The organism is Streptobacillus canis, from assembly GCF_009733925.1.
Taxonomy (GTDB): domain Bacteria; phylum Fusobacteriota; class Fusobacteriia; order Fusobacteriales; family Leptotrichiaceae; genus Streptobacillus; species Streptobacillus canis.
Map to the genome: position 1 here is coordinate 1 of NZ_WOEI01000013.1, position 25,601 is coordinate 25,601.

The 25,601-nt window shown below is 24.6% G+C and carries 23 protein-coding genes; 22 read left to right on the forward strand and 1 reads right to left on the reverse strand.

The annotated features are described in order from the left end of the window. Window positions 1-139 precede the first annotated feature (139 nt). From GM111_RS04355 to GM111_RS04455, 21 genes are all read left to right on the forward strand, one after another. Window positions 140-310, forward strand: coding sequence for a hypothetical protein (locus GM111_RS04355; RefSeq protein ID WP_156299649.1), 171 nt, complete (start codon window positions 140-142; stop codon window positions 308-310). A gap of 14 nt (window positions 311-324) precedes the next feature. After that, window positions 325-879: a hypothetical protein gene (locus tag GM111_RS04360; protein WP_156299650.1), complete on the forward strand. Its 555-nt coding sequence runs from the start codon at window positions 325-327 to the stop codon at window positions 877-879. A gap of 40 nt (window positions 880-919) precedes the next feature. Continuing rightward, window positions 920-1,099, forward strand: a complete 180-nt coding sequence (locus GM111_RS04365; protein WP_156299651.1) for a hypothetical protein — start codon at window positions 920-922, stop codon at window positions 1,097-1,099. A gap of 3 nt (window positions 1,100-1,102) precedes the next feature. Beyond that, complete coding sequence (locus GM111_RS04370; RefSeq protein WP_156299652.1) at window positions 1,103-1,423, forward strand: hypothetical protein; 321 nt, start codon at window positions 1,103-1,105, stop codon at window positions 1,421-1,423. Window positions 1,424-1,470: 47 nt separating this feature from the next. Then, a complete protein-coding gene (locus GM111_RS04375) occupies window positions 1,471-1,968 on the forward strand; it encodes a ShlB/FhaC/HecB family hemolysin secretion/activation protein (protein WP_197034485.1) in 498 nt (165 codons plus the stop codon). Window positions 1,969-2,096: 128 nt separating this feature from the next. After that, complete coding sequence (locus tag GM111_RS04380; RefSeq protein WP_156299654.1) at window positions 2,097-2,399, forward strand: hypothetical protein; 303 nt, start codon at window positions 2,097-2,099, stop codon at window positions 2,397-2,399. A gap of 166 nt (window positions 2,400-2,565) precedes the next feature. After that, entirely contained in the window at window positions 2,566-4,677 is a 2,112-nt protein-coding gene (locus GM111_RS04385) for a hypothetical protein (protein ID WP_156299655.1), read from the forward strand. Between the two features lie 17 nt (window positions 4,678-4,694). Next, window positions 4,695-9,791, forward strand: coding sequence for an autotransporter domain-containing protein (locus GM111_RS04390; RefSeq protein ID WP_156299656.1), 5,097 nt, complete (start codon window positions 4,695-4,697; stop codon window positions 9,789-9,791). Window position 9,792: 1 nt separating this feature from the next. Further along, a complete protein-coding gene (locus tag GM111_RS04395; protein ID WP_156299657.1) occupies window positions 9,793-11,379 on the forward strand; it encodes a coiled-coil domain-containing protein in 1,587 nt (528 codons plus the stop codon). A gap of 220 nt (window positions 11,380-11,599) precedes the next feature. After that, complete coding sequence (locus tag GM111_RS04400; RefSeq protein WP_156299658.1) at window positions 11,600-11,755, forward strand: hypothetical protein; 156 nt, start codon at window positions 11,600-11,602, stop codon at window positions 11,753-11,755. A gap of 175 nt (window positions 11,756-11,930) precedes the next feature. Further along, window positions 11,931-12,647, forward strand: coding sequence for an ABC transporter ATP-binding protein (locus GM111_RS04405; protein ID WP_156299659.1), 717 nt, complete (start codon window positions 11,931-11,933; stop codon window positions 12,645-12,647). Window positions 12,648-12,656: 9 nt separating this feature from the next. After that, window positions 12,657-14,168, forward strand: coding sequence for a hypothetical protein (locus GM111_RS04410; RefSeq protein WP_156299660.1), 1,512 nt, complete (start codon window positions 12,657-12,659; stop codon window positions 14,166-14,168). 76 nt (window positions 14,169-14,244) lie between these two features. Then, window positions 14,245-15,444 carry a CinA family nicotinamide mononucleotide deamidase-related protein gene (locus tag GM111_RS04415; RefSeq protein ID WP_156299661.1) on the forward strand — a complete coding sequence of 400 codons (1,200 nt, stop codon included), beginning with the start codon at window positions 14,245-14,247 and terminating at the stop codon, window positions 15,442-15,444. 133 nt (window positions 15,445-15,577) lie between these two features. Next, the gene (locus GM111_RS04420; RefSeq protein ID WP_156299662.1) at window positions 15,578-17,596 is read left to right on the forward strand and encodes a BglG family transcription antiterminator; all 2,019 of its coding nucleotides are present in this window, start codon (window positions 15,578-15,580) and stop codon (window positions 17,594-17,596) included. Window position 17,597: 1 nt separating this feature from the next. Next, window positions 17,598-18,026 (forward strand): PTS sugar transporter subunit IIA, encoded by a 429-nt coding sequence (locus GM111_RS04425; protein WP_156299663.1) that lies wholly within the window; start codon window positions 17,598-17,600, stop codon window positions 18,024-18,026. A 13-nt stretch (window positions 18,027-18,039) separates the two neighbouring features. Next, entirely contained in the window at window positions 18,040-18,342 is a 303-nt protein-coding gene (locus GM111_RS04430) for a PTS fructose transporter subunit IIB (protein WP_156299664.1), read from the forward strand. 18 nt (window positions 18,343-18,360) lie between these two features. Then, complete coding sequence (locus GM111_RS04435; RefSeq protein WP_156299665.1) at window positions 18,361-19,548, forward strand: PTS fructose transporter subunit IIC; 1,188 nt, start codon at window positions 18,361-18,363, stop codon at window positions 19,546-19,548. Window position 19,549: 1 nt separating this feature from the next. Continuing rightward, window positions 19,550-20,707 carry a MalY/PatB family protein gene (locus GM111_RS04440; RefSeq protein WP_156299666.1) on the forward strand — a complete coding sequence of 386 codons (1,158 nt, stop codon included), beginning with the start codon at window positions 19,550-19,552 and terminating at the stop codon, window positions 20,705-20,707. A 1-nt stretch (window position 20,708) separates the two neighbouring features. Further along, window positions 20,709-21,638: a M20/M25/M40 family metallo-hydrolase gene (locus GM111_RS04445; protein ID WP_156299667.1), complete on the forward strand. Its 930-nt coding sequence runs from the start codon at window positions 20,709-20,711 to the stop codon at window positions 21,636-21,638. 338 nt (window positions 21,639-21,976) lie between these two features. Continuing rightward, window positions 21,977-22,180 (forward strand): AlbA family DNA-binding domain-containing protein, encoded by a 204-nt coding sequence (locus GM111_RS08580; protein WP_156299686.1) that lies wholly within the window; start codon window positions 21,977-21,979, stop codon window positions 22,178-22,180. A gap of 705 nt (window positions 22,181-22,885) precedes the next feature. Next, a complete protein-coding gene (locus tag GM111_RS04455) occupies window positions 22,886-23,449 on the forward strand; it encodes a hypothetical protein (protein WP_156299668.1) in 564 nt (187 codons plus the stop codon). Between the two features lie 332 nt (window positions 23,450-23,781). On the opposite strand, the gene GM111_RS04460 is transcribed toward GM111_RS04455, so the two are convergent. Next, entirely contained in the window at window positions 23,782-24,528 is a 747-nt protein-coding gene (locus tag GM111_RS04460) for a DeoR/GlpR family DNA-binding transcription regulator (RefSeq protein WP_156299669.1), read from the reverse strand. A gap of 140 nt (window positions 24,529-24,668) precedes the next feature. Here GM111_RS04460 and pfkB point away from each other — a divergent pair, with 140 nt between their 5' ends. Then, a complete protein-coding gene (gene pfkB / locus GM111_RS04465; RefSeq protein WP_156299670.1) occupies window positions 24,669-25,592 on the forward strand; it encodes a 1-phosphofructokinase in 924 nt (307 codons plus the stop codon). Window positions 25,593-25,601: the final 9 nt, after the last annotated feature.

The window sequence follows — 25,601 nt, forward strand, 5'->3', positions numbered from 1 at the left end:
AGGTTCTTATAAAAACAATTAATTGTATCAGGTGAATCAAATGTTGTTTTTTGGGGTAATGATATAAAGAATATTTATTTAGGATTTTTGAAGATTCTTCAAGGTATAATATAGGGAGGAGTCAAAATAAAAAATCCATGTGCCTGAGACTCAAAAGCAAATTTCTTCAAATCAAAAAGGATTATTAGGTTCAAATAGAGTAGATATTACATTTAAAACAAATGAAAATTATGATGATTCAAAATTAAAAATAAGAGTTAATACAGTAGATAATAGAAATGTAAAAATAACAACTAGAGAAAAAAATTAGAAAGGTAGGAAAAAATGGGTGGAAGAGTTTGGTTTGCAACATTAAAAGAAGATATAGTAGAAGGTATAAAGAAAATTGAAGATAAAGTAGGGGGATTAAAATATATTAAAACTGGTTTTAATAATTATGAAATTTATAATAGTATTGATGAAATACCTGAATTAGATAATAAAGAAAAAAGTGATGACACATTGATGTACTTTATTGTACCAGCAATAGAAGAATTTGTTATTACAGAAAGAATAATTAGAACCGGAAAAGTATTGTATAAATTAGATGATGAAAAAAATGCCTTAATTTTATATCTAGGTGGTAAATTAAAAGATAAAAAAGTAGTATTGATTTCAGAGCTTAATACAAATACAGATAGAAAAGATAGAATGGAATTATTTAAGCAGTTAAAAAAAGTTATATTAAAAAACACTAAAATAATTGAAAAACGTGGATATTTTCATGTAGGTAAGAGTGTAATAGAAAGAAAAGATGAATATCAAGTATGTGAGTCTTATTATGCAGAAGATAGAAAAATTTGTTTTGATATATCACATTTAACTTTAGATGGTAAATAAAAGGGAGAAATATTATGTTTGAAAATATAATATTGAATTATTGCCACCAGTAAGTGATGAAGATATAGAAAAAATATATAATTTTAGAATGCCTAAGTGTTTACAAAACTTATATAAAGAAGGAATGCCTTTAAATGAATATACTATAAATTATGCAGATTTTTCTATAGAAAATATAAATAAAATAAAAGAGTATATAAAATATTATGATGAAGAATGAGATATGAATAGATTAAATTGGTCAGATAGTTTATGGGGACTAGAAGATGAAAGATATGATGGAATGGAGAGAAGATTTAATGAAGTAGAAGGATTAATACCTTTAACATATGAAGGTTATTTCATTTCACAAGTAGTAGATAGTGATAAAATACCGGTATTTCATGTAGCTTGTAGTGATGTGATAATATTAGATATATCTATTAGTAGTTTTATTAAAAGATTTTTTATAGAAAAGAAACTTATAGATGATAATAAAGAAGATGACTTATCATTTAAAAATCAAACTTTTGTAAAGTTTTGGTTAGAGATATGTTATTATTAATGAATGTTATGAAAAAACTAATAACCCTAACCCTTATTCCCTTTATTATGCAAGCCACAGAAATAGATAGAATAATATACAATGGAAAAGAAGAAAGCTTAGCTGTAAGTTTAAATAGTGATTTAAAAAGTGGTAAGTCCTTAGATGTATCAAAAATAGATGAATTAGTATCTAACTTTAAATATGTTAAAAGTAATAATATAGATGTAAAGATAGAACCATCTAATATAGAAGATAAATCAAATATAGTAATAACTAATGTAAAGAGTAATCCCTTTAAATTATCACTATCATTTGATAATCATGGAGAAGATGTTGAAGAAGGTAAATATAGATATAATATTTCTACAGGTCTTGAAGGTTTAATATTAAATGAAAAACTAGATATATCATATACTTTTGTAAGACCTATATTACCAAATAGAAAAGAAGGTAAAAGTATAGATGAACTACTTCCAGGAGAAGAACTAGAAGAAGTGAAAGATAAAAGGCGTGCAAGAAGAAATGAAAACTTAAATATTAATCTATCTTTTCCAATAATTTAATAAGTTCATATTCATATATAGATAGGAAATCATATTTAGAAGATGTATTAAATAGAAGAGATAAGATACATAATATATCTATAGGACTAAATAGTAAGATAAAAGAAGAACATAAACTATTATTAAGAATGGATAATAAGGTAGTAAATCAAAAATACACACCATCACTAACTATAGATTATGGATATAAAGATATGTTAAGTATTACAAATACTTTAGAAAATAGACAACTTGTTACAGATTTAAATTTAAATCTAAAATACAAGAAGCTTTATTCAAATATAGGATTTAATACAGACTATAAGATATTTACACCTAAAGTAAGTTTAGGAGTAAACTTTGATATATCAAGATTAAATATAGATACTTCAATAGAATACAATAAAAAATTTAGAGCATTGTTTGCTTTGAAGTTTAATATAGTAAGGTAAAATAAAAAATCTACAATAAGTAAAATTACTTTGTTGTAGATTTTTATTTTAATCATATATATTATTAATACAAAACATAAAAAAAATATATTTGAAATATGATTTATAAAAATATATAATACTTAAAAGTAAAAACTAATGAAGTTCTAATATAGTAGGAGGTTATATGAAAAAATATAAAGTAATAGCAGCAGGATTAATAGGAATAAATTTATTTGCTATGGAAGGGAAAATAGAAACTGGAATTGAAGTAGCTCCTATTTTTAGTAAAAGAATAGGAGATAATTCAAAAGACATTGAAGGGTCACCATTTAGATATGAAAGAACTAAATATACTTTAAAAGTAGCAGATTTAAATTTAGATTTTAAAAAACAGGGATTAAATTTTGGTGCAGTTTTAAAATCAAGTAGGGAAAATTCTATATTAAATGACTGGGATTATGGAGTATTATCTCTAGAAACTAATAAAAGAATGAAAAATCATGATGTAATGGCAAAACTATATGGGAGTTATCAAAGTCCTGAATTTTATGGATTAAATTCTAAAACAGAATTAACATATTATGTTGATGATTTAATATCTATAAGACAAATTAATCATGATACAGGGGTTGTTAATGATTTAGAAAGACCTGCAGAATATGTAGAAAAAATAGATAATGAAGTGAAAAGAAATGCTTTAGGGAATATGGTATTTAAAACATCTATTTCAGGAGAAGTGAAAGAAAGTAAAACAAAATTAGATACGTCAGTAGAATATAAGGCGAACCAATTTGCAAGATTTGATAAAGATGAATCATATTTTAAAACAAATTTAAAAGTTGATCAAGAATTAGGTAAATTAAACTTAGGGTTTTCTCACAATTTAAATTATGATTTACATTTTGGATCTAAACCATTTAATACATTTACTACAGATTTAACTGTTTATCCAGATTTTATGGCAGGAAATTATGTAGATAGATTAATACAGGATACAAATGCTTCAATTAGTTATGATTTAGATGGATATAAATTAGGAAGTAAATTGAAGGTAGAAACAGATAGCTTTTTTGTAGGTGGAGAAAATAAGACTCAAAAAGTTGATACAGTTTATGATGAAATAAAACCTAATTTAAATATTAGTGTTGAAAAAGAAATAGTGGAAGGTTTAAAAATAAAGCCTGAGTTAGTAAATACACTTGAATTTAGAACTGCAAGATATTCAAGAGTAAAAGTTAAAGACAAATGGGCTTCATATAAACCAGAATTAAATTTAGGATTAGAATATAATAAAAAATTTGGTGAAAGTAATATAGAAAATATTACAAAATTAGGGTATGGACCTAAAATGACGATTTTACCATTTATAACAAAAGGAAGTCATTTATTACATGAAACTTCATTGAATAATAAATTAAGCGGTAAATATGTGTTAAATAAAAATACAACAATAAATGGAAAATCTAATATAGATTTAAAATTATCAGTATTAAACAAAAGTTTAAAACCAGTAGATTTTAAATTTGATGTTGAAGGAGATGTAGAACATAAATTTAATGATAAATTAAGTTTAATAGCTAAAGTTTCTAATAAATTTACAATAAAATCACAAAATAAAGTACTAAATCCAGATAATTTTACAAATATATTTAATGCGAGTTTAGAAACAAAATATAAACATATAGATAAAGAAAAAGAAAAATTAAGTGTTAATTCAAAATTAAGTAATGATTTAACAGCTGTCTTTGATTATTATATAGAACCAGAAGCTAAACATGCAGGGAGAAATAGTGTAGAAATAGAGTATAAACCACAACTTGCATATTTAAGAGGAGAAAGTTTACCTACAGTACTTAGAAATTTAATTTCATTAAATAGCAATATAGAATATGAAAAAGAGTTAAAAGAAAATCTTAGATTAAAAACAGGATTAGAAATTAATACAAAATTAGATTTATTTGCACTAAGATCAATAAAAATGTATCATTATAAAAATCAAGATGCAGAATTGAAAGAAAATCAAGAAAAACCTAGATTATCAGACTATAGAAATACTATATTTAATTTAGGAGGAGCTATAGATTTAAAACCAAGCATATCTTTAGAGTATGATATATTAAAGAATTTAAAATTAAGCGCAGCTTTAGATACAACTGTTTTATTTGAAAAAAAAGTGTTTAATAAAATAGTTGATAATAAAAGACCAGATGACGGATTATATGGTCCAATAGATAAAAAAATTGAGTTTAAAAAGTTAGTACCTAATGTAAGTTTAGGATTAAGTTATACTTGGTAGAAAGGTTGGAAAAATTTATGAATATATATAAAAGGTTAGCGGTAGTTACATTAGGGGTATCAGCTCTTTTAAGTTGTAGCAGTATTCAAAAAGAAAATATTGGAAAACAAGATTCAGTGTTAGAATTTAGTTTTACAGATAAACAAATATCAAAAGAATCAAAAGATAAATTAGATAGTATTATAGAAAATAAAGAATTAAATATATTAGATTACTATGATGCTAATAACTTTAAATTTAATGGAAGTTATCTATATCAAGGAGAAACATTACATTTAAATAAAAAGATAGCGCAAAATGTAATAGTAGAAAGTGTCAAAGCTAAAAATCCAGTAATAGTTATTGATGAAAATGATAAAAGATATTCTAAATATACTGAAAATATAGATGGTAAAATTAAAGTTGAAAATATAGAAAATAATAAAAAAAGAATAACTTTTTTAAATCAAAATGCAGCTTATATAACGCTTAGAGATAACAAAGGGAATACTCGTGAAATAATGTTAAATCAAAGTGTAGATATAGTTAAATCGCCAACTATAGAAAATGGTACAAGATATAGAGACCTAAAAAAAGGTTATGATAATGGAAGAATAAGTTATCAGGTGTTAACTAATAATGGTGGTTATGAAGATAAAAAATATTTAGAAGATTTAAAGAAAAACCCTTTATTAAAATATTCAGATTTAGATGATTTAGTTGGAATTAAAGGAGTAGAAATAGAGGATAGCTTAGGGAACAAAGTAACAAAAAATATAGATTTTGGAATTAAATTGTCAGATTATAAAGATAAATATGAAGAAATACTAACAGATCTTGATAAAACAACTCTTAAGTTTAGTAAAGATGGGAAGACTGTTACAGGAGGATTTAATCCTGATATAGTAGAAAAACTATCAAGATATGAAGAAAGTACAAGTAAAGGTAATTCAAGTTTAGAATTTGTAACAGAGATTCTTGATAAAGATAAAACTAAAATAGGAAAACATAAAGTTGCTAGAAAAATTTTAAGAAATGGTGTTGAAATATATAGAAAAGAAGAATTAGCATATGTAGGTTTTTATGGTACTACAGTAGCAGTAGCAGATAGTTCATTCTATAATGTTTCTCCAGAAGTTGAAGCAAGATTAATAAGAATGAGACCTAAAGGAACGGATACAAATAAAGAAAATGCAGATGATAAATTTATAGATTTAGATAGACCGCATGGAGAAGTTGTAATTGGTTCAATGATAGATGAAATAGCAACAAGCGAAAGACAATTTTTGACGAGCGCAATTAATGCAGGTGCATTAAAAGGGTTATTAGCATTGGGTGCTAAAAGAGATTTAGAATTAGTATCAGGTAATGATGATTTACTGATTAAACAAATTGAAAATCAGTATAGATTATTTTTAACAAGATCAGCAGCATTTTTAGATTCAGAACTTTTTTATGGTAGAGCAAGAACTTTTAAAGAAAAAATTGATGATTATTCTAATTTAAAAGAGGAAATAAAAAAATTACCAGAAGAAGAAAAAGTAAATAAATTAAAAGAATACTATAATCAAGCTTTAGATTTGTTAGAAGATGTAATAGCCATAGATGAGGTTTCAAAATTAGGAGCGACAGATTTACATTTTAAAGCTATAGCTATTGAAAATTCACAGGGAGGATTAGAACCTGGAATTGTTGGAAAATATTTAAATAAAATATTAGAGGATGATAAAAATGTTAAAGCTATAAATATGTCTTATGGATCAGAATATTCGTATGAAGAATATATCGCTATAAGAGATATGAGTTTAGAAGATAAGAAAAGAGCTGTGGCTGCATACAATGATCCTGATAATGCTGAGTTTAGAGTTGCTGTTCAAACTTGGCTTGCAGATAATGATTTTGGAGATATTTCTAGATATGAAGAACACTATCCAGGTGAATTAAATATACCTTCAATGCTTAACTATTTTAGAAATAAGGAGAAAATAACAGTAACAGATTATCAAAAATTATTAGATTTAAGAATGTTATCATTAAGTCAAGTACTTAAATCTGCAGCAGAATTAATAGCTTCAAATAAAGATGTATTAATGGTAAGAGCGCAAGGAAATACTTTAAATAATAGTAATTCAACAGAAGTAGATTTAATAAACTTTAATAGTGATGGAACGAAGACAAAATATTTAGATGGTAATAGAAAATATAATAATCCATTTACAAGTTTACCAAGTTATTTAAATGAAAAAGATAGAGAGAGAGCTGAAGCAGAAGGTAAAGAATATAAATATAACTATAATTATAGAAAAAATTTATTAGGAGTAATAGGACTTGCAGATAAGAGACTAACAACAGGTTCTGGAGCAACAGAAGATATATCAGAAGTATTTGGATTAAACACTTCGACAAGTGGAGGGTTATATAATAAATTAAGAGGATTTGTTCATTACCAAGACAGTTATTATCAAATGTTAAGAGAAACTTTAGAAGATATAAAAAGAAATCCTGATAAATATCCTAAAGGTTATGAAGAAGAAATTAAAGTTCAAATTGCAACAATAGATAGAAATTCTGAACTTGAAACAGAAGATATTGATGGTAGACCATTCTTAATGTCATTTACAAGAGCTGGAGCAGCAAAACTTTGGACTGTAGCTGGTGAAGGAATGGTAACATATATTAAGAAATTAACAGAGGAAGAAAAGAAATATAAGGAGAAATCAAAAGATAGAGGAGAATTAATAGAATTTGATACATTAGGTTTAAATCTATTTGAATCGGGTTCAAGTTTTTCAGCTCCAAGAATAACTGCTATAGCTGGAGAAATTGGAACTAAATTCCCTTGGATGAGTGCACAACAGATAAAACAAACTATACTAACTACCGCACTTGATGATGCACGTTTTAAAAGAAATCAAGAGGGAAATGCTGTTATTGTAGGATTATATGGTCCTGATGAAAATATAGGGTGGGGTATATCTAATAAAGAAATGGCATATAGAGGACCTGCAAGATTTGTAAGAGCACTAACTCTTGAAACAGGAGATGAAGATTTTGTTGCTAATATTCCATATGGAACGTACACTTTTGGTAATGATATAGCGGGAGCTTTAGATCCATATCTATACATGTATACAAGAAAAGCATTAACAGGAACTGAATTTTTAGCATTAAATACAACTAAAGATTTAACATTTGAAGAGATACTTGATCCTAGTTTTGATACAAATGAAAAAACGAGAAAATTAGCAGAATTATTAAAAGAAGCAAAAGTTACAAAAGCAGATTATTTTGCTAAACTATATAAAAAAGTAGATAAATATATGGATGAATTACCAGAAGATGAAAGAGAGTTATTTGTTGATGCAGGACTTGTAAAAAAAGGGAATGGGACTTTAGTTTTATCAGGATCTAATACATATACAGATCCTACTATAGTAGAAGCAGGAACTTTAATATTAAGGGGAGATTCTAAATCACCATTTGTAGTTCATAGAGATGCTAAATTAAAGTTAGATATGATTAATTTAGAAGCTATAAAAAATACATTATTAGATGATGATGAGGAAGAATATAGAGCTAAAATAGATGCAGATGTAATCAATAGAGGAGAACTTTATTCATATTCAACTGCGGATAGAATAGATGGTTCTTATACCCCACTTGATGGATCACGTACATACATAGCTGCAATTGCTAATCTTCAGGTAAATGAATTGAATTTAGATGATACATCAAGATTTAATTTTAATATATTTAGAAAAAAAGGTATGAATATATTTAAAACGCCAGAGTTAATAGATCCAGATACTAAACCTAAAAAAGATGAACTTGAAGGAATAATATCAGCAAATAATGATGAAAAAGAAGTTTTAAGTGTTTCAAAAATAGCTAAAAAGAATTTAGGGAAAGTTAAGTTAGGAACATTTGAATATACTCCATTTGTTTCATTAGAAGTATCTACAAAAGATATTGAAGACGATAGTGAAAATGTATCTTTAGTAGCTAAATTAATAAGAAAAAATAAAATAGCTCCATTAAGTTTAGGTGCAAGATTTAGAAATCGTGTAATAGATTCGTTAGAAACAGCGGTTGATAAAGAAAAGGTAAATACAGATTTAAATAACTTAGACTGGATGAGTGAAAATGAGTTAAATGGAGAGATATTAGCAAATTCACAATTATTAGGTTATAAGTTATTAGAAAAGAAAAATAAAACTTTAAAAGAAAGATTGGAATTAAAAGGGAAAGAGAAAAAAATCAGTATATTTACAGATAGTATAAATGAAGCTCAATTTAAATTTAATAAAGAGAAAGATAAATTTATTATCTCTAATGGATTTATTTTAGGAGGATATTATACAAGTAAGTATAATGTTACAGGATTAAGCTTAAATTATTCAAATTCTGTATTATTTGATTATAAATTAGGGTTAGAAGAAAATAAAGATCCAATAAGAACGGATTTAAGTGAAGAAGAGAGAAAAATTGAGTTAGAAAAAAGAAAAGTTGAAGAGTTAAGTGGTAATGTTTATGGGAATAATGTTGGGTTAAGTATATATAACAAATTTGACTATAATAAAGGATATTTAACTAGTTTATTTAATATAGATTATCTAACTAAGAATACAGTAAGAAAAATAGAATCAAGAGATGTTAAAAATTATGAATCAAGCGATATAATTTTAAATGCAAATCTTGAAGGAGGATATAAGTTTAAATTACTAAATGATAAATTAGATGTAGAGCCATTTGTATCAACAGATCTTATAACTTATATTAAAGGAAGCTTTAATGAAAATAGAGAATTTGGATATAGTTCTGATAGTGAAACATTCTTTAAAGCAAATACAACACTTGGAGCAAGAGTGAGAGGATATATAAATGAAAAAGGAAGCATAGGAGCTAATATATCATATACAAAATACTTAACTGATACATTACTGAAATCTAAGGTAGAATTAAAAGAATATGAATTTAAAGATACTGCAAAAGGTCTAAAATTAGATGATAATGTATTTAACTATGGAATAGATGGAAGATATAATATAAATGATAAATTTGAATTAAAAGTATCTTATCAAGGACGTAATCTAAGAAGCCATGGAATAAGTTTAGGAATAAGGGCAGAGTGGTAGAATGAAAAAATTATTAATATTAAGTTGTATAGTAAGTTTACTGGGGTATAGTAAAAATATCCCAGTAAATATAGGAGTTAATTTAAGCAATGGTTATGAAAGAATAAATGTAAGTAAAAATGATTTAAAAGTAGCTGGGCTTGAAAGTATAAGTGAAGGAGAGTTTAATCAAGATGGCTTATTCACTACATTAGGTTTGGATATTAAATATCCAATAAATTTAGAGAAGTTAAATATAAGTGTAGGTGGAGGTTTAGACATTTATGTAGAAAATAATCTGAGTTCTAAATCACTAGAAGCTAAGCAAATAAAACTACCTAAAGATTTAGAATTATTAAATACTTTTTTTACTGAAAAAGAAGATGAAATAGAAAAAGAAGAAGAAAAAATTCAAACATATAGACAAGCTAAAGTAATAGCAACAAATGTTGCAAATTCTTATGATATATTGAATAAAGAATTAACTAGAGAAAATATTAGGAATCAAAATAAATTAAAAAAAATAAAAGAAGCAATAGCGACTTTAGTTGGTAAAACTCCTCAAGAAGCTCACGAAGAATATAAACAAAAATCAGAAGAGGCTTTTAAAAGAGCAGATACTTTTAAAGATGAAGAAAATAAATTGAGTGTTAAAATCATTGAACTTGTTGGTAAACTTTTAATAGAGGAAAATGAAGAAAAACAAAATGAATTATCAGAACAGATTAAAGATGCAGAAGCTAGGAAAGCTGAGGCACATGATGGTTGGGTAAATGCTTTACGTGAAAGAAGAGAAAATGATGAAAAAGCAGAATTATTTGATAAGACAGATGAAAAAATTGCTAAATTAGAGAAGCAAATACAAGAAAATGTTAAGAAAAAGCATGAATATTCTGTTGAAGAAGGTAAATATAATGCTAAAAAAGTTGAATATAGAAGATTGGAAAATTCTTCTCTTGATAGAAAAACAGAATTAATTAATGAAATTTTAGAAAAAAGTAAAGAACTATATTCTGAGGATATGGACGAACTTTTAACTAAGAAAGTAAAAGAAGATATAAAAGAAAACGAAATATATGATAAAGATATTAAGACAGAAGAAGAAATTGATAATGAGGTTGAAACAAAATATAGAGAATTGATATCAGAAGATTTAAAAAGTAGAAAAGATGATCAGTTCTTATATCTAACAGAAGAAGAAGCAAAAGAATTTATTGCTAAAAGAAATGAGGAATATCCTTTAGATATTAATTATGATGCTAAAGTTAGATACAATGAGTTAATAAATAAACAAGTAAACTTTGGTGGAAGTATTTACGGATTATTTGAAGTAAATAAAGAAATGTTATCAGATTTTTCTGTTTTTGGTAATTTGAGGGCAGGATTAAGATTAAATAATAACCCATTATATTTTATTGCAAATACTTTTGAAAGTGAAAAAGTAGAGGTTGATGGAATTGCCTATATTAAACCTGAAGGATTATCGCCAGTTAAATTAAAAGGATTTGTTCAAATTGGTGCAGGAATTAAATATAAAGGATTTACAACAGAAATTTATGGAGGATATAACCATGGAATTGCTGGACTTAGAATAGGATATGAATTTTAATTAAATTATAAAGATGGGTGTTTTTCTTTATTTAATAGGAGACATCCATTTTGTTTTAATCTAGAAAAAAATGTATACTTCACTATTATTTTAAATTATAAATTGATAAAATTAGAAAGGAATGTTGAAATAATATTGAAGAAAAGAATGCACTTTATTATTTTCAAAAAATTAAACATTGAAATAAGAATAAAAAGATAATATAGGAGGAGAATAAAAGATGAATGAGATAGAAAAATTAAAAGAAAATATAAAAGAAACTTTAGACTTGATTGAAGAAACTGAAAAAGAAAGTGAACAATTAGAAGAAATGTTAAAAGAATTGAAAGATAAATTAATAAAGAAAAAAGAAGAAATAATAAATAATAAATGGTGATATATTGATATGTACTCTCTTTACTGGGAAATAAGTAAGGAGAGTATTTTTGTGTTAAAATTTAAAGCTAAAAAGTATGTTAAAAATATGGATATAATGGGATTTGGAAAGAAAAAGGTACATATTGTTATTTTTATAAAATGAGGTATAATTAAAGTAATAGGAAGGTGATAATATGATATCAATTAAAAATTTAGTAAAAAAATATGACGAAAAAATAGTGCTTGATGATTTAAACTTAGAAGTTAAATCCGGAGAAATATTTGGTTTGTTAGGGCATAATGGTGCAGGTAAATCCACAACAATTAAGTCTATAGTGAGTATAGTAAATCCAGAAGAAGGAGAGATATATATAGATGAGTTAAGCTTAAAAGAATATAGAAATGATATTAAAAAGAAGATATCATATGTAACAGATAGTCCTAATATATTTTTAAAGTTACCTGTAATGTCCTATCTTCAATTTATTGGTAATATATATGAAGTAGAAAATAATCTGCTTGAAGAAAGAATAGATAAGTATAAGAAAATATTTAGAATGGATGATGCTATGTATAATATTATAGAAGAACTATCATATGGTATGAGACAAAAAGTATTTTTAATAGGAAGTTTAATAACAGATAGTGATATATGGATACTTGATGAACCTATGACAGGGCTTGATCCTGAAGCAGCATTTAATCTTAAAGAAATAATGAAAGAAAGAAAAAAACAAGGAAAAACAATAATATTTTCTACTCATGTTTTAGAGGTAGCAGAAAATATTTGTGATAGAGTAGGAATATTGAATAAAGGGAAATTGATATTTATTGGAAGTATGGATGAATTAAAAGCCTTAGATTATGGAGAAAATTTAGAGGAAATTTATCTAAATTTAAGTAAAAGATAGGTGATAGTTATGTTAAAAGAATTATTAAAAATTAATTTATTTTATGCTAATCCAATATTTACAAGAGGTGTAATAAAGAAATATAAAAGTGATAAAAATCTATACAAAAAAATAATTTTTAGGGGATATATCTTTCCTATAATTTTATTTTTATTACTTTTTACTATTATGGTTGTAGATACAGATTTTAAAAATAATCCGTATTTTTTTGATTTTTTATTATTATTTTTTATATTGACATCTTTATTTCAAACATTTATTAATATGTATAATGTAATGGTAAAAAATGGAGAAAATGAAATATATAAAAGTTTACCATTAAAGGAAAAGGAAATATATTTTTCAAGAATAATTATATTAATACCACTGTTATTACAATTTTTATTACCAATATTAAGTGTATTTTTTGTATTTTATTTTCAAAATGAATTTAATATAATATATAATATTGTGTTTTCTATATTAAATTTTATATCTTTATTTATATTAATACTTTCAATATTTTCATTTATGATTATATATATAAAAAAAATAGGATTAAGTGATAAGATGATTAATATTTTAAATATATTTTTTATGTTAGTTGGAACAGTATTTACTATAGGACTTTTAAAAATGACGGAGGTTAAAGTTGTAGTAGAAAATAAGGTGTATGGACCACTATCGAGTATAGATTTAAATACAATAATTAATATATCATTCATATTAATTGCAATAATTATATCATATCAATTATTTAACTTAAGTTACAATAAATATAGTTTAAGTTATAATATTGAATTAAAATCTAAGATAGTTAATAAAAAAAATAGTAAAATGAACATAAGAAAATATATATTTAATCAAATAAAAGATGCGACATTAATTTATCAAAGTGTAGCAACACCAATAGCTATGTCTATATTATTTTTTGCATCTTTACTTGTTGATTATAAAAAATTTTATTTTATTAAAGATTATCCTTTTATCTTATCTTTAATAATAGGGATATATTTTTCATTTGTATTTACAGCTTATCCAAGTAGTTTATCATTAATATCTTTATCAATAGAAAAGGAAAACTTTAATTTTATTAAATCATTGCCAATAAACTTTAGACAATTTATATTAAATAAAGTCTTAGTAACGACTTTAATATTTATTATTCCAAATACTTTGATATTTTTAATAATATCTTTAGTATATGGCATTTTAATGAAATATGTGTTATTAGAAACAATAATATTTACAATATTGTGTTATTCAAAATCTATAAATAATGTTATATATGATTATGAAAATATTAATCTTTTATGGAATAATTTAACAGAGTTAACTGAAAGAGGAGGAAAATTTTATTTGGTCTTAAAATTAACACTTATGATATTTGTTATTCCAATAATTGTAACACCATTAATTATTTATGAATATTATCAACTTCAAGGAAATTTTATATATTATATATATCTATTTTTAATAGTAGTATATTTATCATTTAAAATGGTAAAATTTGATAAATTTTGTGAAAAATATAAAATTTAAAAATTTTTTGATATTTTAATAAAGATTATATGGAAGATGTATATGATGAAATTTTAAATTAATAAAGAGGTGAAATATGAATGTTGGACTAATTTCAGTAGGTACAGAAATAATAATAGGAGATATATTAAATACTAATGTACACTATCTTTCACAAGAACTTGCAAAATTTGGGATTAATGTATATTTACATACATCTGTAGGAGATAATGTAGGTAGATTAACTAAGGTAATAGATGATAATTTTAAGATGGTAGATACATTAATACTAACAGGAGGATTAGGGCCTACTGATGATGATATTACTAAAGAAGTAGCAGCTAAATATTTAGATATAGAATTAAAATTATCAAAAAAAGAATGGGAAAGAATAAGAGAATATGGAGAAAAATATTCTCCTACTAGTGAAGCTACTAAAAATAACATTAAGCAAGCAATGTTACCTGTTAATTCAATAATATTACCAAATATTGTTGGAACTGCACCAGGTGCAATAATGGAAAGAGAAGGGAAAAGAATAATTATACTTCCAGGACCACCAGGTGAGATGAAATCTATGTATCAAAATGCTTTAAAACCATATCTTAAACAATACTCAGATAAGAAGATAATATCTAAATATATTAGAATATATGGAATAGGTGAATCAGCTCTTGAAGATAGACTTGATGATTTAATGAAGGCACAAGATGAAGTAACTATAGCTCTTTATGCTAAAAGTGGAGAGGTATTAATAAGGGTAACAACTTCAACTAAGAGTATGAATGAAATTGATGAAATTATAGAAAAAATTAAAGAAAAATGTGGAGAATATATCTATTTAATAGGGGATGAAGATATATCTGAAAGTCAAAGTGAACTTCCGAATGTTGTAAGTGATAAACTTAAAAAATATAAAAGTTTAGAGATATTTGAAACTGGTACTTTTGGACTTTTAACACAAACTTTAACTAAGACAAAAAATGTATCAAAAATATTAAAACAATCAAAAATAATATTAAATCCTAAAGAAACTGTAGAAGAATTATTAGAAAACATGAAAGAAGAAGTTAACATAGTAGTTAAATCAGATGCTGATATTCATGATAATAAGTTGACAGATGATGTTAGGGGGATTATAGGAATAAAAATAAAAGGAAAGACTCAAATTTCAAATTTTCACTTTAAAGGGGTAAAAGATAGAGTAATAATAAGGGTAGTATCTGAGGTGTTAGATAAATTAAATAAAAATTTAAAAAGAGATATTTATAGTAAATTTCCTAATTTAAAAGACTAAATATTATTAAGCATAATTAAAACAGAGGAGTAATCTTCTGTTTTTTGTTGCAAATTATTTCATATTTTTGTGAAAAAATCTAAATCTTGTTAAAAATTTTTTTTAAGATATACTTATAATAGAAGGAGATAAGATGATAGGAGATAGAAACTTTAAAATATTAGAATTACTTAAACAAGGTAAGAATAATATAGTAGAATTAGCAACTAGCTTAGAAATAAGTGAAAGAATGTTAAGATATGATATAGAAATATTAAATCAAGTTTTTAAATATTATACTTCTTTAGAAATAATAGATATAAAAAATGCAAACTTAACTTTATTAATTGAAAATTATGAAGAAAAACTATCATTAATACCTTTTAAAGAATATGTATTTAATACATATGAGAGACAAACATATATAATTTTAGATATTTTTTTAGAAAATAATAAATTTAAATTACAAGATCTTGTAGATAAATATGATATTAGTAAATCAACTTTAAGAACTGTAATAAAAGATATTAATTTAGAAATAGAAAAATATAATTTGAAGATAGAAATAGATTCAAATAAAGGATATATGATTACAGGTAAGGAATCAAAGATAAGATTTTATTTAATTAATAAATTAAGAAGTTTAAAAAATAACAAATTTAATATATATTTTTTTGGAGAATTAAGAAAGAAACTTCTTGAATATTCGAAAGTAATAAATTTAGATAAGGCTAAAGAATTAGTAAGAGATTTTACTGAAGATATTAAATTAACGGATGAAGCTTTTGATATAGTATCATATTATATATTTATTAGTGGAAATCGAAATATTGATAATAATAGATTGATAGAATCTGAAGTAGATAATAAAAGTTTTATACAAAAAACGGAAGAATATAAAAAAATATCAAAACATTTTATGAATGAGCACTTGAATGAGCTTGATATGATGATGTTAACAGATCTTTATTTAGGATTATATAACTACAATGAAGAACAATCCTTCTATATAAATTGGATAGAAATAGAAGATATAGTAAATGATATAATTAATAACTTAAATGAAAATTTTGATAGAGATTTTAGTAAAGATAAAATTTTTAGAGAGGAATTAATACATCATATAAAACCAGCTATATATAGAATGAAAAAGAAGATAACACTTGGAGAAAGCATTAGTTCAGAAGTTAAAGAAGAGTATGGTGAAATTTATGAAAAAACAGAAAAATCTTTAAAGGGTAAATGGGATTCTGAAGAAATCTCTTTTATAACTATTATGGTTAAAAGGGCCTTAGATAGAATGAATAAAAATATAAAAAAAGAGCTAGTTAAGATATTAGTTGTATGTGGACTTGGTTATTCAAGTTCTAAACTTATAGTTGAAAATTTAGAAGAAAATTTTGATGTCGATATTATAGATGTTATACCGTATAATCAATTGAGAGCATATGAAAATATAGATGAAGTTGATCTAATAGTTACAACTCTTGATATATTAAGTGAAAGAAATGAAATAATTAAAGTTAATGCAATATTTAAAAGTGAAGATATAGAAAAACTTGAAAAATATGGATTACCTAGGAGAAATATTAAAATTTCTGAAACAAAATTATTAGAATTTATTAAGCAAAATATAGGAAAATCAGATATTGAAATAAAAGAAAATATAAAAAAAGAATTTGAGCCTTGGATATATTTTGATATAGAAGAAAAAAAGGTTAAAAGAATTTATGATTTTTTAACACCAGAAAATATTAAACTGAATGTTAATTCAGAAAATATAGATGAAGCATTGAAGGTTGCAGTTGATTTGATGTTAGAAAATGGTATAGCTAATAAAGAATATTACCATAATTTAAAAAAACAAATTGATAAATATGGTAAATATATTCAAGTTGGAGACATGACTATACTTCCACATGGAGAACTGAATAAAGATGTTAAAAAAACAGGATTTATTTTACTAACTCTAAAAAATGAAATAGATTTTTATGGAGAAAAGGTAAAGATAATAATAGTACTTGCATCTAAAAATAAGGATGAACATTTAGATGCTATACTTGATTTAAACAAATGTTTAAGAAAATATAATTTTGAAAAAAATTTATTAGAAATAAAAAACAAAAAAGAAATACCTCTTTTTTTGAAAAATATTTTGAAAGGAAAAAAATAGTATGAAAATAGTAGAAAAAGAGCATATCATCATTAATTCTGGAGAAGTAAATAAAGAAAAAATTATAGAGAAAATGATAGCGGTACTTGGGTTAGATGAAGAAAAAAATTTAAAGATAAAAGAAGAAGTAATGAATAGAGAAAAAATAGACAATACTGTACTTGGGTTTGGTTTTGCTGTTCCACATAGTAAGAGCAAACATATAAATGAGGCTAGTGTAATATATTTAAAATTAGTTAATCCTTTAGTTTGGGCAGAAGATGAAGAAGAAGTTAATCATGTATTTATGATACTTGTTCCTGAAAGTAATTCTGAAAAACATATAGATATATTAAAAGATATATCATCAAAAATAATTAATTCTGAATTTAGAAAAAATTTAAATGAATTAGAAGATAAATTAGAAATAGAAAAAATAATAAATAGTTAGGAAGTGTTAAATTATGAAAAAAGTAGTAGCAGTTTGTGCATGTCCTATGGGGCTTGCTCATACATTTATGGCTGCAGAATCATTACAAAAAGCAGCAGAAGAGTTAGACATTGAAATTAAAATTGAAACTCAAGGAGCAGATGGTATTCAAAATGAATTGACATCAAAAGATATTAAAGAGGCAGATGCTATAATACACGCTATAGCAATAACACCTCAAGGTATAGAAAGATTTGAAGATTATGAAGTTTATGAAGTTTCTTTAAAAGAAGCTATTAGAGAAGCAAAAGAAATTTTACAGGAAGTTTTTGAATAAAAAATTAGGAGGATAAATATGGAAGTTAAAAAAAGAAGAAGAGAAGTTTCAGGATTACAAAGCTTTTATAAGCATATTATGACAGGTATTTCATACATGATACCTATATTAATAATGGGAGGATTAATAGGAGCATTTTCTCAAGTTATTCCTTATGTATTATTTAAAATAGACCCAAGTGTTAATATTTTAGGAGCTATTAATTCAGGAGAATTTTCAGGGTTTAGCTTACAATTATTAAAACTTGCACATTTAATGGAAAGTTTTGGATTTACATTATTTGGATTTGCAATTCCAATGTTTGCAGCATTTGTTGCTAATTCTATAGGAGGAAAAACTGCTTTAGCTGCTGGATTTATTGGAGGATATATTGCAAATAAACCTATATCTATTATTAAAATGGTTGATGGTGGAGTTTATGATAAAGTAGCTCCAGTTCCAAGTGGATTCTTTGGTGCAATTATCATAGGTATATTTGTTGGATATTTTGTTAAATGGTTAAATCAAAATATTAAATTATCTGAAAAATGGTTAGCTTTTAAAACTACATTCTTAATTCCATTACTTGCAGCACTTGCTTGTATGATAGCTATGATATTTATAGTTACTCCAATAGGTGGATGGTTAAATATTCAAATTAGAAGTTTACTTGAAGCAGCAGGAAAACAAGGGGAATATGTATATGCATTAATTCTTTCAGCTGCTACTGCATTTGACTTAGGAGGACCAGTTAATAAAGCTGCAGGGTTTGTTGCCTTAGGATTTACAACAGAAAAAATCTTACCATTAACAGCTAGAAATATAGCTATAGTAGTTCCATCAATTGGATTAGGATTATCTACATTAATAGATAGAAAATTAGTTGGTAGAAGAGTATATAACAAAGAATTTTATAATGCAGGTAAAACTTCAATGTTCTTAGCATTTATGGGAATTTCAGAAGGTGCTATACCATTTGCATTAGAGAATCCAGTGTTTGTTGTACCTTTATATGTAATTTCAGCAGTAATAGGATCAATGACAGCAGTAGTTTTAGGTGCGGTTCAATGGTTCCCTGAATCAGCAATTTGGGCATGGCCACTTGTAAGTAATTTACCAAGCTATATGTTAGGTATTGCAGTAGGATCAATAATAATAGCTGTAGTAAATGTATTTTATAGAAACCACAAAATTAAAAAAGGTGAATTAGAAGTAGACGAGGATTAATATGAAATATAATTTTGATAAAAAGGTAGATACCAAGTTTGACTTAAGAAGAAAATGGGATAGAGAATTAATAGAAAAAAAATTTAATGTTAAGTTACCGGAGGAAATAATACCCCTATGGATAGCTGATATGGATTTTGAATTGCCGGATTTATTAAAAGAAGTATTGAATAATTATATTAGTAAGGGAAGTTTGGGATATACTTCCCTTACTTCTAGTTTTTATGAATCTATAATAAATTGGCAAAAAAGAAGACATAATATTACAGTTAAAAAAGAGTGTATAAATATAGGATATGGTACAGTATCGACACTACATTTATTAAATAAAACATATTTAGAAAAAGGAGAATATGTATTAATTAATACACCAACTTATGATCCTTTCTATAACTCAGCAATTAATAGTGGAAATAAGGTTGTTTTTTCGCAACTAAAAGAAATAGACAGTAGATATTATTTAGATTATGAAGATATAGAAGAAAAAATGAAAATATATAAACCAAAGATGTATATTTTCTGTAATCCACATAATCCATCAGGTAGAATGTGGACTAAAGAAGAGATAGAAAAAGTTGCGAAAATTTGTAAACAATATGCTTGTATATTAGTATCTGATGAGGTTCATTCAGAAATGACTTTTGGGAAAAAACATAATTCAGCATTAAATATTGATGAAAAATATTTAGATAATTTAATTTTACTTACATCTCCAAATAAGGCATTTAATTTAGGAGGTCTTAAAACTTCATATAGTATAATACCTAATCATATATTAAGAGAAAAATTTGAGAAGAAAATGAAAGAAAATTCAGTTACTTCACCTAATATTTTAGGTTTGGTTTCTATTATAAATGCATATAATTTATGTGAAGAATGGTTAGATGAGTTAAATAAATATATTTATGATAATTATTTGTATGTTAAAGAGCACTTAGAGGGAAAATATGAGATATTTCCACTTGAATCATCATATCTTTTATGGGTTAAAGTAGGAGATGGACAGGAATTAACTGATAGACTTGCAAAAAAAGGAGTATTAGTTGAAACAGGATTAGATTTTGTTGATGCAGGAAAAGAATTTATTAGAATAAATTTAGGTATTCCAAGAAATTATTTAATTAAAGCTATGGAAATATTTAAAGAAGAGATGAAATAATATGGAATTGTTAGAAAAGTTATCTAATTCAGATGCTATTGCTTCAAATGAAAAAGAAATTAGAGATATTTGTTTAAGAGAATTAAAAGAAGAATATTTTATGGATAATCTAGGTTCACTAATCTTTAAAAAAGGAAATGGTGGAATTAAAATTTTAATAGCTGCTCATATGGACGAAGTTGGATATATGGTATCTGAAATAGAACCTAAGATTAAGGTTATTCCTATAGGTAATGTTGCTAAAGTAGATGCAGATGTTAAAGTAACCACAAGAGATAATAAAAAGATAAAAGCTAAATTAAATCATGAAACTTTAGAGTTAGAGTTAGATGATAAAGAAAATATATTTTATGGAGATATGGTAACTTTTGATACTGAATTTAAAGAGCTAGAAGAAAATATGATAGAAGGTAAATCGCTAGATGATAGAATAGGAATTTATGCAGCCGTAGAAATATTTAAAAATTATGATGGAGAGAATACACTTTATCTTGCGTTAACTAGTAGTGAAGAAGTTGGAACAAGAGGTGCAAAAACAACAGCTGATTTAATAAAACCAGATATAGCATTTGTAATTGATGTGGTAAGTAGTAAAGATGGAAGAAGAACTTTAGGTAAAGGTCCTCTTATAGAATTCTATGACAAGAATTTTATACCAAGAAAAGGGATGATAGAATTAATGCAACAAACATTTGAAGAATGTAATCTTTCGTATCAAATGGACTATATGAGAAATGGTGGAACAGATGCAACGAGTATACATTTAACACAAAATGGAATACTGACTTTAGTAACATGCATTCCAATAATAGATTGTCATTATCCTAAATCAAAAGCCAATATAAATGACATAAAAACTTTGATAAAAGGTTATGGTGAAGTTTTAAAGAAAGTAGATGAACAACAAATCCAGAAGATTTTAATAACATGAAGAAAGAATCACGTAAGTGGTTCTTTTTTTGTGGAAAAATAAATATATTATAAATTGAAAGAAAATATTAAAACTTTTGCAATAGATTTTAGTGTGACCAAAAAATGAAACAATGTTTATATAACTTAACAACATAGCATCTGTAGGCTCATATGGTTTAAATAATATAGTTTATTCAAAATTTATTGAAAGTAGATGGAATGAGATAATAGAGGAGAAGTAACTCTAATTAAAGGGGTAGGATTGATATGGATTTATCAAAATATATTGGAGAAATAACGTTTTATGATAAAAAGATAATGCTTGAAGAAAAGAAAAGTAAGAGTTAGCTAAAATCAATTAGTCCTTTTGCTAATACAAAAGGTGGAAAACTTTTATTTGGTATAGCTGATAATGACGAGTTAATAGGTTTAAAAAATGCTAAAAAAGATGCTGAGAATATAGGTGAAATAATAAAAACTAAACTATATCCTATTCCTAGAATAGAACTTAAGATTATAGATATTAATAGTAAAAATAATAATTGTACTTACAATTTTTGAAGGTAATGAAACACCATATTATTTAATAGAGAATGGAAGTAGAGTTGCATATGTTAGGATAGGAAATGAAAGCGTGATATCAAATGGAACACAACTTAAAAAATTAGTGTTGAAAGGCCTTAATAGAACTTATGATAGTTTATCAACAAATATAAGAAAGGATAGAGCATCTTTTACCAAATTAAAAGCAATTTATTATCAAAAAACACTAAAAGATTAGTATTCCAATCAAGAATATTTTGTAAAAGATGGAATGGATTAGATAAAACAAATGGAAGTCTTGAGGCTTTAGATGATAGAGAATTTGAAGGTGGACTTCTTTTTTTAATGCAAAGTGGATAAGGATTTTATTAAGAAAAATTCTACAAATATACCACTTGATGAAGTAAAAAGATAGCTGAAAATTTAGAATAAGTGCTATTTGATAAGATACTTGTAGGTTTTGAAGAATTATTCCATACTAATTGGTTTTGTAATATATAAACATTTATTCTAAAATGTATTAGAGGCTATTGAAATTAAAATATTAATACAAATAAGGGAACATTATCTAGGATTGTTTGATAAATTTGCAGAAGCAGAGGTAACATATTAATTAAATTAAAAATGTTCAAAAAAGTATAGAACAAAAAAATCTAAAAATTGTTCCTTGTTGATATATAGATTTAGATATATGATATAAATAAATATCACAAGGAGGGTCAAATGATGGCAGAAGAGAGTATAGATAGAATAAGAGAAAAAATAGTAATAGTTGAAGAAAAAAAGAGAAAACTTAGTTTTGAAATAGTAACACAATTTAATGATTTAATAAAAAGGATAAATTCAGAGGCAAATCAAAATATAGATAAATTTGTTGATATGAATATAGAAAATATTGAAGTAGAAAAAGAATGGGGAAAGGTAATTAAAAAGATAGATGAAAAGTTCTTAAAAATATTTATTAACATTTGCTTTTACTACAAAAGAGAGATTAGAGATAGTTTAGACTTTCATATTGAAACAACTTTCTTTAATATTTCAGAAAAACCTGTTCTAAAAAATACAAATATATATAACTATAAAAAAGATTATAAGAGATTTCTTTTCTTCTTTAAAATAAAACCGATGGAAATAGAAGAAGCAAAAGTAAGATTAAAAAATGATTTGTCTAATGATTTTAATGAAAAAATGAAATACTATAAAGAAGTATATTCAAAATTCACTGAAAAATACTACATATCCTCACTGGATAAGTATTTAAATGAATTGTATAAAAAGTTAAATTAAGAAGAAAAAATTAAGGATAATCTTGGAATTAAGCAAAAGTTATGTTAGTATTTAATTGATGATTTTAAAGCAAATTGAATATATAAACTAATAGTTTGAAGGAGAAAGTATTTTGAAAAAAATATTGTTGGTTTTAACTTTAATTTTATCAGTAAATGCTATAAGTGCATAATCTCAACTTTAACTTTTTGACATGAGGGTACAACCCTCAATTTAGTATCGTATAAAAATGAATTTTAATAAGAAAATGTATTATTTCAAAAAAATGGAGAATTCTAAAAAATGCTAGAATTCTCCATTATTTTTTGAACTATTTCGGAACAGCCCCTTTTTTAGTCAAGTATATTAAAATACTTTGAGTATTTAATAATAAGTTCTTTACTAATTTTACTATCAGTAATTAAATTTATTTTTTTATTCTTCATATCAAAACTAAAAAAAGATTTTTTGTCAAATTTTGAATTATCGAGTAAAATATAACTTTCTATAGAATTGTTAATCATAATTTCTTCTATTTTTCCTTCTGAAATATCAGAATAGGTAACTTTATTTTCAAAAATACCATTTGTACCGATAAAAACTTTATTAACATTTAAAATATTGGCGAAATTTTCAAATAAATAAGGTAAAATAGCTTTACTTTTTTTCTTGAAGATTCCTCCTAGAATTATTAATTCTATATTAGGTAAGTTTGCATATTTTTGAATTATAACCATAGAATTTGTAATGACAGTAACATTTTTATTTTCTATATATTCAAGAATTTTTTCTGTTGTTGTTCCAGGTCCAATATATATAATATCATTATTTGTGATAAGAGATGCTGCTTTTTTAGCTATTTCAATTTTTTCATCTTCATTTTTTTCTTTTTTTTCAAGATAATCAAATTCATTTTCAATATAACTTTTTAATTTTGCACCACCGTGTATTTTGATTAATTTCCCTTCATTAGATAGAGCTTCAAGATCTCTTCTAATAGTTATAGGAACAACATTTAATTCTTTAGAAAGCTCGTGTATAGTTACAAATTTTTTTTTAAAAATAATTTCCATAATTTTATCTTTTCTTATACTTTTCATAATGTTCTCCTATAGATATTTCTTTATTAAATATTATAACTTAATTTAAAAGAAAAAACAATTACACTATTGACTTTTCCAAAAACTTAGGTATAATATATTGAACAATAAAAAACAAAAAAGAACAAAAGGAGAACAAAATGAGAGTTTATACTCTAACATTAAACCCTGCAATAGATTTATTTGTAAAATTAAATGAATTAAAGGAAAATGTTGTAAATAGGACTTTAGAAGAAGATTATCAGGCCAACGGAAAAGCTATAAATATATCTTTTATATTAAAACAAATGGGAATAGAAAGTACTGCTATGGGATTTTTAGCAGGATTTTCAGGCGAATATATAGAAAAAGAATTAAAAGATAAAGGAATTGAAACTGATTTTATTTATGTGGATGGAGTTACTCGAATTAATGTATTTATAAATTCAGATAAGGAATATAAAATAGTTAATAGAGGGCCTGAGATAAAAAAAATAGAAGAAAATGAATTGTTAAATAAATTAAATCAAATAGAAAAGAACTCATATTTATTTGTATCAGGTTCACTTCCCCCTGGATTAAATGATGAAATATTTGTAGAAATTGCCAAAATTTGTAAAGAGAGAGAAATAAGGATAATATTTGATATAAGTTCTAAAAAATTAATAGATTGTTTAAAATATCCTGTTTATATGATAAAACCAAATGAAGAAGAATTAAAAGAAATATTTGGTATAGTAGAAATAAATGATGAAATGATAAAGAATATAAAAGAAGAAATATTTAAAAAGTATAAAAATTTAGAAAATGTTTTGTTGAGTCTTGGAGACCAAGGAGCTATTTTTATTAATAAAAATAATATAATAAAATCAAATGCATTAAAAGGAGAATTAGTTAATAGTGCATGTGCAGGAGATACATTACTTTCTGTTTTTGTTGGAAGTTTAATGCTTGGATATAATTTAGAAGAAAGTTTAAAAAGAGGAGCTGCTGGAGGATCGTTAACAGCTTTTTCAAAAGGGTTATGTGATGTGAAGGATATAGAAAAAAGAATAGATGAAATAAAAATTAAAAATATAGAATAAATTTGGAGG

What these genes read in the sequence shown, in the direction of transcription:
- GM111_RS04360 (WP_156299650.1), top strand. Translation starts at nt 325, where the DNA reads ATGGGTGGAAGAGTTTGGTTTGCAACATTAAAAGAAGATATAGTAGAA.
- GM111_RS04370 (WP_156299652.1), top strand. Translation starts at nt 1,103, where the DNA reads ATGAATAGATTAAATTGGTCAGATAGTTTATGGGGACTAGAAGATGAA.
- GM111_RS04375 (WP_197034485.1), top strand. Translation starts at nt 1,471, where the DNA reads ATGCAAGCCACAGAAATAGATAGAATAATATACAATGGAAAAGAAGAA.
- GM111_RS04380 (WP_156299654.1), top strand. Translation starts at nt 2,097, where the DNA reads ATGGATAATAAGGTAGTAAATCAAAAATACACACCATCACTAACTATA.
- GM111_RS04385 (WP_156299655.1), top strand. Translation starts at nt 2,566, where the DNA reads ATGAAAAAATATAAAGTAATAGCAGCAGGATTAATAGGAATAAATTTA.
- GM111_RS04390 (WP_156299656.1), top strand. Translation starts at nt 4,695, where the DNA reads ATGAATATATATAAAAGGTTAGCGGTAGTTACATTAGGGGTATCAGCT.
- GM111_RS04395 (WP_156299657.1), top strand. Translation starts at nt 9,793, where the DNA reads ATGAAAAAATTATTAATATTAAGTTGTATAGTAAGTTTACTGGGGTAT.
- GM111_RS04400 (WP_156299658.1), top strand. Translation starts at nt 11,600, where the DNA reads ATGAATGAGATAGAAAAATTAAAAGAAAATATAAAAGAAACTTTAGAC.
- GM111_RS04405 (WP_156299659.1), top strand. Translation starts at nt 11,931, where the DNA reads ATGATATCAATTAAAAATTTAGTAAAAAAATATGACGAAAAAATAGTG.
- GM111_RS04410 (WP_156299660.1), top strand. Translation starts at nt 12,657, where the DNA reads ATGTTAAAAGAATTATTAAAAATTAATTTATTTTATGCTAATCCAATA.
- GM111_RS04415 (WP_156299661.1), top strand. Translation starts at nt 14,245, where the DNA reads ATGAATGTTGGACTAATTTCAGTAGGTACAGAAATAATAATAGGAGAT.
- GM111_RS04420 (WP_156299662.1), top strand. Translation starts at nt 15,578, where the DNA reads ATGATAGGAGATAGAAACTTTAAAATATTAGAATTACTTAAACAAGGT.
- GM111_RS04425 (WP_156299663.1), top strand. Translation starts at nt 17,598, where the DNA reads ATGAAAATAGTAGAAAAAGAGCATATCATCATTAATTCTGGAGAAGTA.
- GM111_RS04430 (WP_156299664.1), top strand. Translation starts at nt 18,040, where the DNA reads ATGAAAAAAGTAGTAGCAGTTTGTGCATGTCCTATGGGGCTTGCTCAT.
- GM111_RS04435 (WP_156299665.1), top strand. Translation starts at nt 18,361, where the DNA reads ATGGAAGTTAAAAAAAGAAGAAGAGAAGTTTCAGGATTACAAAGCTTT.
- GM111_RS04440 (WP_156299666.1), top strand. Translation starts at nt 19,550, where the DNA reads ATGAAATATAATTTTGATAAAAAGGTAGATACCAAGTTTGACTTAAGA.
- GM111_RS04445 (WP_156299667.1), top strand. Translation starts at nt 20,709, where the DNA reads ATGGAATTGTTAGAAAAGTTATCTAATTCAGATGCTATTGCTTCAAAT.
- GM111_RS04455 (WP_156299668.1), top strand. Translation starts at nt 22,886, where the DNA reads ATGATGGCAGAAGAGAGTATAGATAGAATAAGAGAAAAAATAGTAATA.
- GM111_RS04460 (WP_156299669.1), bottom strand. Translation starts at nt 24,528, where the DNA reads ATGAAAAGTATAAGAAAAGATAAAATTATGGAAATTATTTTTAAAAAA.
- pfkB (WP_156299670.1), top strand. Translation starts at nt 24,669, where the DNA reads ATGAGAGTTTATACTCTAACATTAAACCCTGCAATAGATTTATTTGTA.